The organism is Streptomyces sp. NPDC052040, assembly GCF_044548405.1.
Classification (GTDB): domain Bacteria; phylum Actinomycetota; class Actinomycetes; order Streptomycetales; family Streptomycetaceae; genus Streptomyces.
In genome coordinates this window covers 1-14,559 of record NZ_JBIUBV010000029.1, presented here as the reverse complement: position 1 = coordinate 14,559, position 14,559 = coordinate 1, and the positions used below count along the sequence as shown (strand labels likewise).

The 14,559-nt window shown below is 72.5% G+C and carries 6 protein-coding genes; 2 read left to right on the top strand and 4 right to left on the bottom strand.

All coding sequences use genetic code 11. The annotated features are described in order from the left end of the window. Window positions 1–242: 242 nt before the first annotated feature. The 4 genes from ACIHAA_RS31600 to ACIHAA_RS31585 are packed head-to-tail and all read right to left on the bottom strand — an operon-like array spanning window position 243 to window position 3,744. Window positions 243–1,367, bottom strand: coding sequence for an acyl-CoA dehydrogenase family protein (locus ACIHAA_RS31600; protein ID WP_399823230.1), 1,125 nt, complete (start codon window positions 1,365–1,367; stop codon window positions 243–245). A 10-nt stretch (window positions 1,368–1,377) separates the two neighbouring features. Further along, entirely contained in the window at window positions 1,378–2,562 is a 1,185-nt protein-coding gene (locus ACIHAA_RS31595; protein ID WP_399823228.1) for a hypothetical protein, read from the bottom strand. A gap of 42 nt (window positions 2,563–2,604) precedes the next feature. Next, window positions 2,605–2,856, bottom strand: coding sequence for an acyl carrier protein (locus ACIHAA_RS31590; RefSeq protein ID WP_399823226.1), 252 nt, complete (start codon window positions 2,854–2,856; stop codon window positions 2,605–2,607). 18 nt (window positions 2,857–2,874) lie between these two features. Beyond that, window positions 2,875–3,744: a 3-hydroxyacyl-CoA dehydrogenase family protein gene (locus ACIHAA_RS31585; protein ID WP_399823224.1), complete on the bottom strand. Its 870-nt coding sequence runs from the start codon at window positions 3,742–3,744 to the stop codon at window positions 2,875–2,877. Between the two features lie 544 nt (window positions 3,745–4,288). Between ACIHAA_RS31585 and ACIHAA_RS31580 the strand changes: the two genes are divergently transcribed. Next, the gene (locus ACIHAA_RS31580) at window positions 4,289–11,689 is read left to right on the top strand and encodes a type I polyketide synthase (RefSeq protein ID WP_399823221.1); all 7,401 of its coding nucleotides are present in this window, start codon (window positions 4,289–4,291) and stop codon (window positions 11,687–11,689) included. Then, the coding region (locus ACIHAA_RS31575; RefSeq protein WP_399823219.1) for a type I polyketide synthase at window positions 11,682–14,559 on the top strand (2,878 nt) is incomplete at its 3' end. The genes ACIHAA_RS31580 and ACIHAA_RS31575, both read left to right, overlap by 8 nt.

Below are 14,559 nucleotides of genomic sequence, written 5' to 3'. Positions count from 1 at the left end.
CAGAGACCGTGAAGGTTGTCAGGATCGCATCAATAACTTGGCGGAAATCGTTCGTTGCCCGGATGGTCATGTCCGCTATACGAACTGTTCAGCTCCGTTCGTCCGGAGCGGCCCGGAAAAGCTCGGTTCCGGACCCCGCGGCGGGGGTTCCGGACAGCGCGAAGGCCCCGTCGCAGCTGCGACGGGGCCTTCGGGACTGCGCGGCGCCCGAAGCCCTCGGGGCCTCCGGGACGCGCGGGTCGCTAGCGGGTCATGTCCGCGATCTGCAACTGCTGGATCTGGCTGGTGCCCTCGATGATCTCCTGCACCTTGGCGTCCCGCAGATGGCGCTGGACCGGGAAGTCCGGGCCGATGCCGTTGGCGCCGTGCAACTGGACGGCGTCGTTGGCGGCTGCGAAGCCGGTGCGGGAGGCGACGTACTTGGCGATCAGCGTCTGGCGGACGGCGTCCTTGTGGTTGCGGGCCCGCAGCGCACCGGCCTGGCGGCACAGCAGCCGGGCCGCCTCCACCGAGGAGATCATGTCCGTGAGCATCCGCCGCACCAGCTGGTGGTCCCGGAGCGGTACGTCGAACTGGGTGCGCTCGCGCGTGTAGGCGAGGCTCGCGGTCAGACACGCCTGCGCCAGGCCCACCGAGCCGTAGGCCGTGCTGTAGCGGCCGTAGTCCAGGGAGCCGGTGGCCAGCAGGTCGAAGGTGAGGCGGCCGCGGCTGACGAGATTGGCCTCCGGTACGACACAGCCGTCGAAGGTCAGCTCCGCCAGCTCCGAGGCGCGCAGTCCCAGCAGGCCGGAGATCGGCTCGGTGCTGAAGCCCTCCGTGCCGCGCTCCACCACGAAGGCCGCGGGCTCGCCCTCCAGCCGGGCGAAGACCAGGAAAATCCCGGCGCGCTGGCCGAAACTCATCCACTTCTTGCGGCCGTTGAGCACATAGCCCGCGCCGGTGCGCTCGGCGGTCATCGAGCCGTTGCGGGCGTCGCTGCCGGACTCGGGCTCGGTCAGGGCGAAGGCGCCGACCGTCTCACCGGTGCCGATGCGCGGCACCCAGCGGTCGGCCTGCTCCTTGGTGCCCCACTTCAGGATCGCGTGCGCGACCATGCCCTGCACGGCCACCAGATTGCGGATGTTGCCGCAGCCCCGCCCGAGTTCCTCGCTGAGCAGGCCGTAGGTCTCCACGTCCATGCCGCTGCCGCCTGCCTCGGTGGGCAGCGTCGGCACCAGCAGCCGGGACTTGCCGAGGAGTTCGACGATCGAGTCGGACAGCCTCTGCTCACGGTCCCAGCGGTCCGCCTCGGGCAGGAGGTGGTCGTCGGTGAAGGCCGCGAAGGCGGCCCGGTCCTCCTGCTGCTGCGGCGTCAGTTCGTACAGCACCCTGTCTACCTCACATCTCGCGTGTGACCGCGTCGGGCCAGCGGGCGGGATCGCTGCCGTGCTGGCTGAGGAACGCGTGGACCAGCCGTTCGAGGCCGAAGCCCACGCATCCGCTGGCAATCGGGCCGCTGTCCGGGCCCGTGATGCCGAAGGACTCCCCGAAGAAGTTGCCGTGCAGATTGAAGGAGCCGACCGCGATCGACCGGTCCGCGGCGACCGGCAGCAGCAGCTCGAACTTCAGCTCCATCATGCGCTGGGAGAGGATCTTGCCCGCCGTGTCGGCATTGGTGAAGAAGTGGTCGTTGGCCACCTCGCACCGGCCGGTCAGATCCAGCTCCTCCATCAGTGCGAACGCCTGCTGCATCACGGAGGTGCGGCACTCGGCGGCGAACTCCGGTGAGCCCATGAAGACGATCTCCCGGATGGTGAAGTCCCACAGCCGCTCCAGGCTGGTGTGGTAACGGGACTCGTACCGGAAGGACTTGCCGCGTGCCGTGACGACCATATCGCCGTCCAGCTGCCGCCCCTGGAACTGGTGGAAGCTGTGGTAGCACATCGTCGGGGGCAGGCAGTAGTCGTGGTTGGAGCAGTGCTCGAACAGCTCGTCCGGCAGCCGCTGTTCGGCGGTGTACCGCTCGACGAACGACTGGTAGACGTCCAAGTCGTTGTGGAGCCGGGTGACGAACATCGGGAACTGCGGGAACGAGCCGAAGTAGCCGAACCGGTCCAGCACGCTCGTCGGCAGCAGCGTCGGGTACTGGTACTCGCGGGCCGACTCCAGGCTCAGCGCGATGGCCCGCAGCCGCTTGTCCAGATAGGCGAAGAGCGAGATCAGCGGCTCGCCGAAACCGACCTGGCCCTCGCCCGCGACCACCACCGTGTCGCGTTCCACCAGCTCGGAGAAGGTGTCGGAGAAGGTGTCCCGGTGCACCGGGGACTCCCAGACCACCCGGGGCGCCAGCGGGCGCTGCGGCAGGACCTGCTCCGTCACCACCCGGTTCACCTTGTCCGCGACGTCGGCGGAATCAGCGCCTCCGGTCGAATGCAGCGTGAGCTCCACGCCTGTCACGGATCCGTCCTCGCGGGTCAGCTCGAATTCCGCGATGGAGCTGGACACGAAGAAGAGCCGCTTCATCAGCTCGGGGGCGAGGGATTCGGGAACCCCGCGTGAAAGACGCACATGTACGGTAGGCATCGAAGGGCCCTTCCCGTTGTCGACTCTTTCGGCCGGCCGTTTTCAGACGGTGGCCAGTTTCCGGGACACCAGCGCGTCGATCCTGTCGATCGTGCGGAAATTGTCGAACTGGAGATCCTCGCCGGTGATGGAAACGCCGAACTCCTGCTCGACGAAGAGCACCAGCTGCATCACGAACATCGAACGCACAAGACCGCGCTCGAAGATGTCCTCGTCGTCGCCGACGGACGACTCCGAGATGTTGTCGAGAATGAACTCGCGAATGGCTGCCTTGTTCTCGGCGGTGTCTGCCATGGTGCCCCGTCCTCCCGTTCAGCCGCGCTTCGCGGTCTGGTAGCTGAAGAATCCCCGCCCGCTCTTGCGGCCGTGCAGGCCGGCGTCCACCAGCTTGGTCAGCAGCGGGCAGGGGCGGTACTTGCTGTCCTTGAACTCGTCGTACAGCACCTCGATGGAGAGCAGCACGGTGTCCAGGCCGATCAGGTCGGCGGTCTCCAAGGGCCCCATCGTGTGGCCGAAGCACTCCACGAAGAGCCGGTCCGTGTCGGCGGCCGTCGCGACGCCCTCGTGCACCAGGTACGCGGCCTCGTTGACGGTCAGCATCATGACGCGGTTGGTCACGAAGCCGGGGCTGTCGTTCACCACGATGCTCTTCTTGCCCAGGGAGGTCAGGAAGTCGCGCGCGGTGTCCACCGTGGAATCCGAGGTGTGGAAGGCCCGGATCACCTCGACCGTGGGCTTCAGCGGCACCGGGTTCATGAAATGCATGCCGATCACGTTCTCCGGGCGGCCGGTCAGCGCGCCCAGCCGGGTGATCGAGATGGCCGAGGTGTTCACCGCGATCACCACGTCCGGGCGGCAGACCTTGCCGAGCCGCTCGTAGATCGGCTGCTTGACCGACCACAGCTCGGTGGCGTTCTCGACGACGAGATCCGCCTCGGCCAGCTCCTCGATCTCCGTGGTGAAGACCGTCTCCTCGGCCAACGCGTCATAGGTGAGGGCCGATTGGGGCGCCAGTACGGCGTACAGCCGTACATCGTCGCGGAGTTGCGCCCGCGTGCGCTCCAGGACTTCCTCGTCGCGGTCGACCAGGATCACCCGGTAACCGGCCTGGCGGAGCGCGATGGTGACACCGCGGCCCATCACCCCGGCCCCGATCACACCGACGGTACGAACGTTCACCATCACTGTTCCCCTGTCTCCCCGCAGTGGAGTGTCGTCCCGGACGCTCGGTCACAAGCGGCCGCTCAGGCAAGAAATGGGTGTTTAACAAAAAGCGAATGAAGAGCTCCGCCGCCCCCGCGCGACGCGGCTGCCCCCCAGGCCATTTCGGCCAAGTATCACCGAACGAAGCAGGACGGTGGCAACGCCGAACCACAACACCGGTTCCACGCCGACCGCCGGGAAGCCTACCCGTTCACCAGCATGCCCCCAAGTGATCACCAGAACAAGATCCCTGAGGGACCGTATCCCGCGGAGTGTGCGATCTTCCAGGCGGCGCCACGAGGAAGAGGCAGTTGGGAGGCAGTTGATCAGTACTTTGCGAAAGGTCTTGCGCAGAAGGCACCTTGGATGCCTAGTCTGGCGTCGACTCCGCTTCAGACTGCACATCGGTGCATGTCCAAATCGTCCTGTGGACCGGGCTATTGATGCGGCCCGGCCGCCGGACTTCCTTACCATTCGACCAACAGCCTTTGATTGCTGATAGGTGCATCGGGGGAGCCAGGCGATGAGCAACGCGCGCGACAGGCGGGAACCGGCCACTGGGAAGCCGTCCAGTGCGTTAACCGGTGCCGTCGCCGCCGTCCCCGGCGCCACGGTGCACCAGCTGTTCGAGCGGGTGGCACGTGTCGAACCGGCCGCCGTCGCGGTCGTCCACGGGGAACGGCGCACCACCTACGGCGAGCTCGACGCGGCGGCCGGCCGGCTCGCCGCGCGTCTTGCCGCCCTCGGGGTCCGCCCCGGGGAACCCGTCGCCCTGTGCCTGGACCGCGGGCCCGCGCTCTTCGCCGCGATGCTCGGCATCCTCAAGGCGGGCGCCGCCTATGTGCCCCTGGACGCCGCGGACCCCGACGACCGGGTCCGGGACGTGGTGGAGCAGGCCGGGATCCGTATCGCCGTCACCGACGGCTCCCGCGGCTTCCCGGACGGCGCGGTGCGGGTCCTGACCCCGGACGGACCGGGCGACACCCCCGCGGACGCGCCGGAGCCGAAGGGGCCGGTCGCCGGGCCCGGCGACCCCGCCTATGTCATCTTCACCTCCGGGTCCACCGGCCGCCCCAAGGGCGTCGCGATGACCCACCGGTCGCTGGTCAACATGCTGACCTGGCACGACCGCAGCCGCCCCGGCAGCTGCCGGACGAGGACCGCGCAGGTGTGCGCGGTGAGCTTCGACTTCTCCTTCCACGAGATCTTCTCCACCCTCTGCTTCGGCGGGACGCTGGTCGTCGCCGACGAGGAGGTGCGCCGCAACTCCTACGCGCTGGCCGCCTTCCTCGCCGAGCAGCGGGTGGAACGGCTGTTCGCGCCGGTCACCGTGCTGACCCAGCTCGCCGAGGCCGCCCTGGACGGCCCCGCGCCCCAGGACCTGCGCGAGGTGGTCACCACCGGGGAGCGGCTGCGCATCACCCCCGCGGTCCGGGAGCTGTTCACCCGCACCGGGGCCCTGCTGCACAACCACTACGGCGCCACGGAGTTCCAGGACGCCACGGCCTGCACCCTCACCGGCGACCCCGCCGACTGGCCCGCCACCGCGCCCATCGGGCTGCCCCTCGACAACGTCCAGGTGTACGTCCTCGACGCCGCGCTGCGGCCCGTGCCCGAGGGCACCGAGGGCGAGCTGTGCGTGGCCGGGGCGGGGGTGGCCGCCGGATACCTCGGACGGCCGGACCTCACGGCCGAGCGGTTCGTGCCCAACCCCTTCGGGGACGGCACCCTGTACCGCACCGGAGACCTCGCCCGCACCCTGCCCGACGGCACCGTCGACCACCTCGGGCGCATGGACGACCAGGTCAAGATCCGCGGCATCCGGATCGAACCCGGGGAGATCGAGGCCGCCCTCGCCGCGCACCCCGATGTCGCCGAGGCCGTCGTCATCGCCCATGACGTCCAGGGCCACCGGCGCCTGGTCGCCCATCTGGTGCTGCGGCCCGGCGCGGCCCGCGACGGTGCCCCCCGGCGGCTGCGCGACCACCTCGCCGAGCGGCTGCCCGCCGCCATGGTGCCCGACGCCTACGACGTGGTGGACGCGATGCCGCTGACCTCCAGCGGCAAGACGGACCGCCGCCGGCTGACCCCGCCCGCGGCGCTGGAGCGGCTTTCCGGCACCGCCGCGGTGCGGGCCGGGACGGACACCGAGCGGCTGCTCGCCCAGGTGTGGGAGGAGGTCCTCGGCGTGGACACCGTCGGCGTCCACGACACCTTCTTCGACATCGGCGGCACCTCGCTGCACCTGGTCGCCGTGCAGCGCAGGCTCACCGAGATGCTGGGCCGCACCCTGCCGGTGGTCGATCTGTTCCGGTACTCCACCGTGCGGGCGCTCGCCGCCCACCTCGACGACGCCGCGGCCCCCGAGGCCGCGCCGCGCCGCACCCGCCGCCCGGACCCCGCCGCCGGGGCCGACATCGCGATCATCGGCATGGCGGCCCGCTTCCCCGGCGCCGGGGACACGGAGACCTTCTGGGAGAACCTGCGCGACGGCATCGAGTCCGTCACCCGGTTCGGCCCGGACGAACTGGACCAGTCCGACCGGGCGCTGCTCGACCACCCCGACTACGTCCCCGCCGGGGCGGTGCTGCCGGACATCGACCTGTTCGACGCGGCGTTCTTCGACATCACCGCCAAGGACGCGGCCACCATCGACCCCCAGCAGCGCGTCCTGCTGGAGTGCGCCTGGGAAGCCTTCGAGAACGCCGGGTACGCGCCGGGCGAGGAGCACGGACCGGTCGGCGTCTTTGCCGGGTCCGGCATGAGCACCTATCTGGTGAACAACCTGGCCCCGCACTACGCCCTGCCGCACGGGGGTCCGTTCGTCGAGGCCGACATGCTCCAGTTCCAGCTGAAGCTCGGCAACGACCGCAACTACCTGCCCACCCGCGTCTCCTACAAGCTGGGCCTGCGCGGACCGAGCATCAATGTGCAGACCGCCTGCTCCACGTCCCTGGTCGCCGTGCACCTCGCCTGCTGCAGCCTGCGGTCCGGTGAGAGCGACATGGCGCTGGCCGGGGGCGTCTCCGTCGTCGTACCGCAGAAGGGCGGCTACCTCCACGAAGAGGGCATGATCCGCTCCCGGGACGGGCACTGCCGGGCCTTCGACGCCGAGGCCGAGGGCACGCTCTTCGGCAACGGCTGCGGCCTGGTGCTCCTCAAGCGGCTCGACGACGCCCTCGCCGACGGGGACCGGGTCATCGCGGTCGTCAAGGGCTCCGCGGTCAACAACGACGGCTCCGACAAGGTCGGTTTCACCGCGCCGAGCGTGGAGCGGCAGGCCGAGGTGGTCAAGGACGCCCTCGCCGACGCCGGCGTCGACTCCGCGACCATCGGCTATGTCGAGGCGCACGGCACCGGCACCGCGATGGGCGACCCCATCGAGGTCGCCGCGCTCACCGAGGCCTTCCGCTCGGCCACCGAGGAGCCCGCCGAGCCCGCGTCCTGCGCCATCGGATCGGTCAAGACCAACATCGGCCACCTGGACGAGGCGGCCGGTATCGCCGGGCTGATCAAGGCGGCGCTCGCCCTGGAGCACCGCACCCTGCCGCCCAGCCTGCACTTCACCGCCCCCAACCCGCGCATCGACTTCGCGTCCGGGCCCTTCCACGTCAACACGGCCACCACCGCCTGGCCCGAGGGCCGCACCCCGCGCCGGGCCGGTGTCAGCTCCTTCGGCATGGGCGGCACCAACTGCCACCTCGTCCTGGAGGAGACCCCCGCGCTCCGGCCGGACGCCCGGCCCGCGCCCGACGGCGGCCCCCGGCTGCTCGCCCTGAGCGCGCGCACCCCCGAGGCGCTGCGCGAGCTGGCGGACCGCTATGCGCGGCACCTCAAGGAACAGCCCGAACTGCCCTTCGCCGACGTCTGCTTCACCGCGGCGACCGGCCGCCGGGCCTTCGAGCACCGGATGACCGTCGTCGCGGCGACCGCCGAGGAAGCCGCCGACGCGCTCGCCCCCGAGGCGGACCCCGGCCGGGAGGCCGTCCGCCCGGACGGCCGGACCGCCTTCGTCTTCAGCGGCCAGGGATCGCAGTACGCGGGCATGGGACGAGAGCTGTACGAGACCCAGCCGGTCTTCCGTGCGGCACTGGACCGCTGCGCCGGGCTGCTCGCCGGTCGGCTTCCCCGGCCGCTGCCCGAGGTGCTCTTCCCCGCCGGGGACGAGGACCGGGCGGTCGACTCCACGGCGTACGCCCAACCGGCCCTGTTCGCCTTCGAGTTCGCGCTCGCCGAGCTGTGGGAGTCCTGGGGTGTGCGGCCCGACGTGGTCATCGGCCACAGCCTCGGCGAGTACGTCGCGGCCTGCCGCGCCGGGGTGTTCTCCCTGGAGGACGCGCTGACCCTGGTCGCCGAGCGCGGCCGCCTGATGGGCGAACTGCCCGGCGGGGGCCGCATGGTGTCCGTGGCCGCGCCCGAGGACGAGGTCGGGCGGATCATCGATCCGTACCGCGACACCGTGTCGGTCGCGGCGGTCAACGGCACCCGCTCCACCGTGATCTCCGGAGACGGAGCCGCCGTCGCGGAGATCGTCGCCCTGCTCGACGGACGCGGGCTGCGCCACCGCGAACTGACGGTCTCGCACGCGTTCCACTCGCCGCTGATGCGGCCCATGCTGGAGCGCTTCGCCGAGGTCGCCGCCGCCGTGCGGTACGCGCCGCCGCGCATCCCGGTCGTCTCCAATGTCACCGGCGACCTCGCGGGCGAGGAACTGGCGTGCCCGGAGTACTGGGTCGAGCACATCATGCGGCCGGTGCGGTTCGCCGACGGCGCCGCGGCGATGGCCGCCCACGGCGCGGACGTCTTCCTGGAGATCGCGCCCCGCCCCACCCTGCTGCCCTTCGTCGGCGAGCAGATCGCCGACCGGTTCCCCGCCCTGCTGGTGCCGAGCCTGCGCCGGGACGGCGAGGAGCGCGGACTGCTCGCGGCCGCCGGTGCCCTGTGGGAGGCCGGGCGCCCGGTCGACCTGCGGCGCCTGTACGCACCCGGACGCAACCGCCGGGTCGCCCTGCCCTCCTACCCCTGGCAGCGGCGGCGGCACTGGATCGACGCCCCGGCCCCCTCCGCGGCCCTGCCCGCCGCCCGCACCGGGGGCGCGCCGCTGCTCGGGCGGCGCCTGGACCTGGCCGACAGCGACGACATCCGCTTCGCGTCCCTGGTGGGCGTACGGAATCTCAGCTGGCTGGGGGACCACCGGGTGTTCCAGACGGTGGTGATGCCCGGAGTGGCCTATCTGGCGACGGCGTTCGCCGCCGGACAGGAGGCCTTCGGCACCGAGGGCGTCGAACTTAGGGACTTCTTCATCCACCGGGCCATGACCTTCCCCGACGAGCAGGTCGACCGGGACATGCAGACCGTCCTCAGGACGGAGGGCGGCCAGGACGCGGACACCTGGGCGCTGCGCATCCACTCCCGGCCCACCGGGGCGGGCGGCGGCGAACCGTGGACCACGCACATCTCGGGACGGCTCGCACCGGGCCCCGGACGGGCCGCGGCGGCCGAACCCCTGGCGGACCTGCGGGCCCGCTTCACCCATGAGGTCCCGGTCGAGGAGATCTACCAGGGCGAACGGGAACGCGAGATCGACCTCGGCCCGCTGTTCTGGGCCACCGAACGCCTCTGGCGCGACGACGCGACCTGCCTGTCCCGGATCGCCCTGCCCGCGGAACTGGCCGACGAGGCACCGCTGCACCGGATCCACCCGGTGCTGCTCGAAGCCTGCTTCCTGGCGCTGACGGTCACCTACCCGGAGAAGTACGGCCGCCGGACCTATGTGCCGGTCGGCGTGGAACGCATGCTGTTCCACGAGAGGGTGGGCACCTTCGCCTGGTGCCACGCCCGGCTGCGCCCCGCGGACACCGACGACCCCGAGACCCTCTACGGCGATGTCGACCTCTACGACGGCGACGGCCGGGTCGTCCTCACCATGGAGGGCGTCCTGCTCAAGCGGGCCCAGCGCGGAGCCATGCTGGGCCGCCCCGGCGCCGCCTGGCGCGACTGGCTGTACCGCACGTCCTGGACACCGCAGCCCGCTCCGTCGGGCGCGGGCCGCGGCGGCCACTGGCTGGTCCTGTCCGAGGGCCCGCTCGCCCCGGCCCTGACCGAGGCGGCCCGGGCCCACGGCGCCACGGTCCACGCCCTCGACCCGTCCGGCGCCACCGGCCCCGAGGAGCTGCGGCGCCTGCTCGACCGGGCACCGGCCGCCCCCGACGGGCAGCCGGGCCTGGTCGTGGCCGCCTGGCCCGCCGAACAGCCCGACGCGCCCGCCGCCACGGACGACGACCCTGCCGTCACGGACGACGACCCCGGGCCGGGGACCCCGGCCCATCCCGGCACCGCGCTCCACCACTCCGTACGGCTGCTGCACCTCGTCCAGGCCCTCACCGGGCGGGGCGGCGAGATGCCCCGGCTGTGCGTGGTGACCCGGGGCGCGCAGGCCGTGGCCGGACACGAGGTGACCGACCCGGCCCAGGCGGCCCTGTGGGGCCTCGACCGGGTGGTGGGACTCGAACAGATGGATCTGCGGCCGGTGCAGATCGACCTCGACCCGGCCCGGCCCGCCGCCGCGCAGGCCACCGCCCTCGCCACCGAACTGGCCCTGGCCGCCGGGGGATCGGACGAGGACCAGATCGGCCACCGCGACGGCATCCGCCAGCTGGCCCGGCTCACCCGGACCGCCCCCGCCGCCCCCGAGGGCCCGGTCGTCTCCCCGGACGCCACCTACCTCGTCACCGGCGGCCTCGGCGGGCTCGGCCTGGAGACCGCGCGGCTGCTGCACGAGCGGGGCGCGCGCCATCTGGTGCTCGCCTCCCGCGGCGCGCCGGGACCGGCCGCGACCGAGGCGCTCGACGCACTGCGATCCGCCGGATGCCGGGTGGACACCGCCGCCGTGGACGTCGGCGACGAGCGGGCGCTCACGGAGTGCCTGCGGCGGATCGCCGAGGACCCCCAACTGCCGCCGCTGCGGGGCGTACTGCACCTCGCGGGCGTCCTGGACGACGGGATCCTCGGTGAGCAGACCGCCGAGCGGTTCGCCCGGACGCACGGCGCCAAGGCGCACGGCGCCTGGCTGCTGCACCGGCTCACCCGCGATCTGCCGCTCGACTTCTTCGTGCTGTTCTCCTCGGTGTCCTCCGCGCTGGGCGCGCCCGGCCAGGCCAACTACGCGGCCGCCAACGCCTATACGGACGGACTCGCCTCCTACCGCCGGGGCCTCGGACTCCCGGCCCTGGCCGTGCAGTGGGGCTCCTGGGCCGGGGCGGGCATGAGCGCCCGGCTGGGCCTGGACGAGAAGCTGGAACGCATGGGCGAGGGCGTCATCCCGCTCCGCCAGGGCGTGGACGCGCTCGGCGCGCTGCTCGGGGTCGCCCCCGAGGGCGGTGCCGTCGCCGTACTGCCCATCGACTGGCCCCGCTTCCTGGAGCACCAGATCGGCCCGGTGCCGTTCCTGTCCGGCTTCCGGCCGCGCCCGGCGGCGGGCACCACCCCCGCCGCACCAGCCGCCTTCCGGGACCGGCTGGCGGCCGAGCACCCGCTCCGCCGCCACCGGCTGCTCGCCGACGCGGTGTGGGAGCAGGTGGTGCACGCCCTGGGCTCGGACACCGGACTGGAGCCGGACGTGGGCCTGTTCTCGCTGGGCCTGGACTCGCTGGGCTCCATCGAACTGCGCAACCGGCTGCAGACCGTACTCGGCTGCCGCCTCCGCCAGACCGTCGTCTTCGACTACCCGACGCTGTCGTCCCTGACCGGGCATCTGGGTGAGGTCCTGGGGCTCGACGACGACGCGGACGGGCCCGCGGACGACGGCACCGGTGCCACCGGCGGCCCCGCCGACGGTGACGACGGCGACACCGGTGGCACGGGGGCCGACGACGTGGCGGAACTGCTGGCCAAGAAGCTGGGGATCGGGAACTTCGATGGGTGAGAAGAACGACCGCTACGAGGCCCTGCTCAAGGGGGCCCTGGCCCGGATCGAGGAACTGGAGCAGCAGCTAGCCCGGGCCCGCTCCGGGGCGGGGGACCGGGAGCCGGTCGCGATCGTGGGCATGGGGTGCCGCTTCCCGGGCGCCGGGAGCCCCGAGGCGTACTGGCGGCTGCTCGCCGAGGGCCGCGACGCGATCACCGAGGTGCCCGCCGACCGCTGGGACGTGGACGCCTACTACGACCCCGACCCGGACGCGCCCGGCCGGATGTCCACCCGGCACGGCGGCTTCCTGGACGACCTCAGCGGCTTCGACGCCGCGCTGTTCGGCATCTCCGCCCGTGAGGCGGCCAGCGTCGACCCCCAGCAGCGGCTGCTGATGGAGGTGTCCTGGGAGGCCTTCGAGGACGCGGGCATGCCGGTGAAGAGCCTGCCCGCCCGCACCGGCGTCTTCGTCGGCATCAGCAACGTCGACTACCGCGAGGCCATGGTCGGACAGGGCGCCGACGCCCTGGACGGCTACTTCAGCTCGGGCAGCACCACCAGCACCGCCAGCGGACGGCTGTCGTACTTCCTCGGGCTGAGGGGCCCCTCGCTCTCCGTGGACACCGCCTGCTCGTCCTCCCTGGTCTCGCTGCACCTGGCCGTGATGAACCTGCGCGCCGGAGCCTGCGACCTGGCGCTCGCGGGCGGCGTCAACCAGATCGTCACCCCGCACGAGACGATCAGCCTCTCCAAGGCGCGCATGATGTCCCCCGACGGCCGCTGCAAGCCCTTCGACGCCGCCGCCGACGGCTATGTGCGCGCCGAGGGCTGCGGAATGATCGTCCTCAAGCGGCTCGCCGACGCCCGCCGGGACGGCGACCGCGTCCTCGCCGTCGTCCGTGGCAGCGCCGCCAACCAGGACGGGCACCGCAGCGGACTGACCGTGCCGCACGGACCCTCGCAGCAGGACGTCATCCGGCAGGCGCTGCGGGACGCGGGCACCGCACCGCACGAGATCGGGTACGTCGAGGCGCACGGCACCGGCACCGCGCTCGGCGACCCCATCGAGGCCGCCGCCCTCGGTGCGGTCTTCGCCGACCGCACCCGCCCGCTGGCGGTCGGCTCGGTCAAGTCGAACATGGGCCATCTGGAGGCGGCCGCCGGTGTCGCGGGCGTCATCAAGGCCGTCCTCGCCCTGCGCGCGGGCGTCATCCCGCCCACCCTGCACCTGGACAACCCGAGCCCGCTGATCGACTGGGACGAGCTGCCGCTCACCGTGCCCACCGCCCTGGAGCCCTGGCCGGAGGACCGTCGGCTCGCCGGGGTCAGCTCCTTCGGCTTCAGCGGCACCAACTGCCATGTGGTCCTGGAGAGTCCGGCCGCCGAGGACCTCGTCGCGGACGCCACCGCGCAGGCACCCGCCGCCGACGGCACCGTGCACCTCCTGACCGTCTCGGGCGCGACCCCGGCGGCCCTCGCCGAGGCGGCCGCCCGGACCGCCGCCTTCCTGGCCGGGGGCGCGGGCGGAGCCTCGCTCGACGACGTCTGCCTCACCGCCAACGCCGGGCGCAGCCATCTCGAACACCGCCGAGCGGTCGTCGCCGCCTCCGCCGCCGAGCTGGTCGGCGGACTCACCGAGGGCGGCACCGGCACCGTCGACGGCCAGGTCCGCGGCGCGCGTTCGGTCCCGGAGGTCGCCTTCCTCTTCACCGGACAGGGCTCCCAGTACCCGGACATGGGGCGCGAACTGTACGAGACGGAGCCGGTTTTCCGCCGGGCCGTCGAGGAGTGCGCCAAGATCCTGGACCCGCTCCTGGGCCGACCGCTCACCGCACTGCTCTACCCGGACCCGGCCGACACGGAGGCCGCCGCCGGGGAACTGCGCAACACCCGCTTCACCCAACCGGCCCTGTTCGCCGTGGAGTACGCCCTCTCCCGGCTGTGGCGGTCGTGGGGCGTCGAGCCCGCCGCGGTGCTGGGGCACAGCGTCGGCGAGTACGTCGCCGCCTGCGTCGCCGGGGTGTTCTCCCTCGCCGACGGTCTGCGTCTGGTCGCCGAACGCGCCCGGCTGATGCAGGAGTTGCCGTCCGGGGGAGTGATGGTCTCCCTGCGCGGCCGCCCCGAGCAGATCGAGGACGTCGTACGACGCCACCCGCTGGTGTCCGTCGCCGCCGTGAACGGACCGGAGGCCGTGGTCGTCTCCGGCGACGGAGCCCAGGTGCGCGAGGCGGTCGCCGAACTCGCCGCCCAGGGTGTCACCGGACGCGATCTGCGGGTCTCGCACGCGTTCCACTCGCCGCTCATGGAGCCCATGACCGGCTCCCTGGCCGAGGTGGCCCGCACCGTGCGGTTCTCCGCCCCCCGTATCCCCCTGATCTCGAACGTCACCGGTGCTCCCGTCGCCGCGCAGGAGCTGTCCGACCCCGCGTACTGGGCCCGCCACACCCTGGCCCCGGTGCGCTTCGCGGACGGACTGCGCGCCCTGCACGCCTCGGGCGCCCGCGCCTTCGTGGAGATCGGCCCCCGGCCCGTGCTGCTCGGCCTCGGCCGGGACTGCCTGCCCGACGCCGACGCGCTCTGGCTGCCCAGCCTGCGCCCCGGCCGCGACCGGTCCGAACTCCTCGGCAGCCTGGCCGCGCTCCATGTCCGCGGTGTCCCCGTGGACTGGACGGCCTTCCACCGGGACCGCCGTCCGGCAGCCCGCCGGATCGCCCTCCCGACCTACCCCTTCCAGCACGAACGCCACTGGTTCACGGAGGAGGCCCCGGCCGCACCGGCCCGGCCCACCGCACAGGAGTGGGCGGACTGGCTGGTGGGGGTGGAGTGGTCGGAGGTGGCCGAGGAGGGTCTCGCCGGGGGGTTGTCGGGGCGGTGGTGCGTCGTCGGTG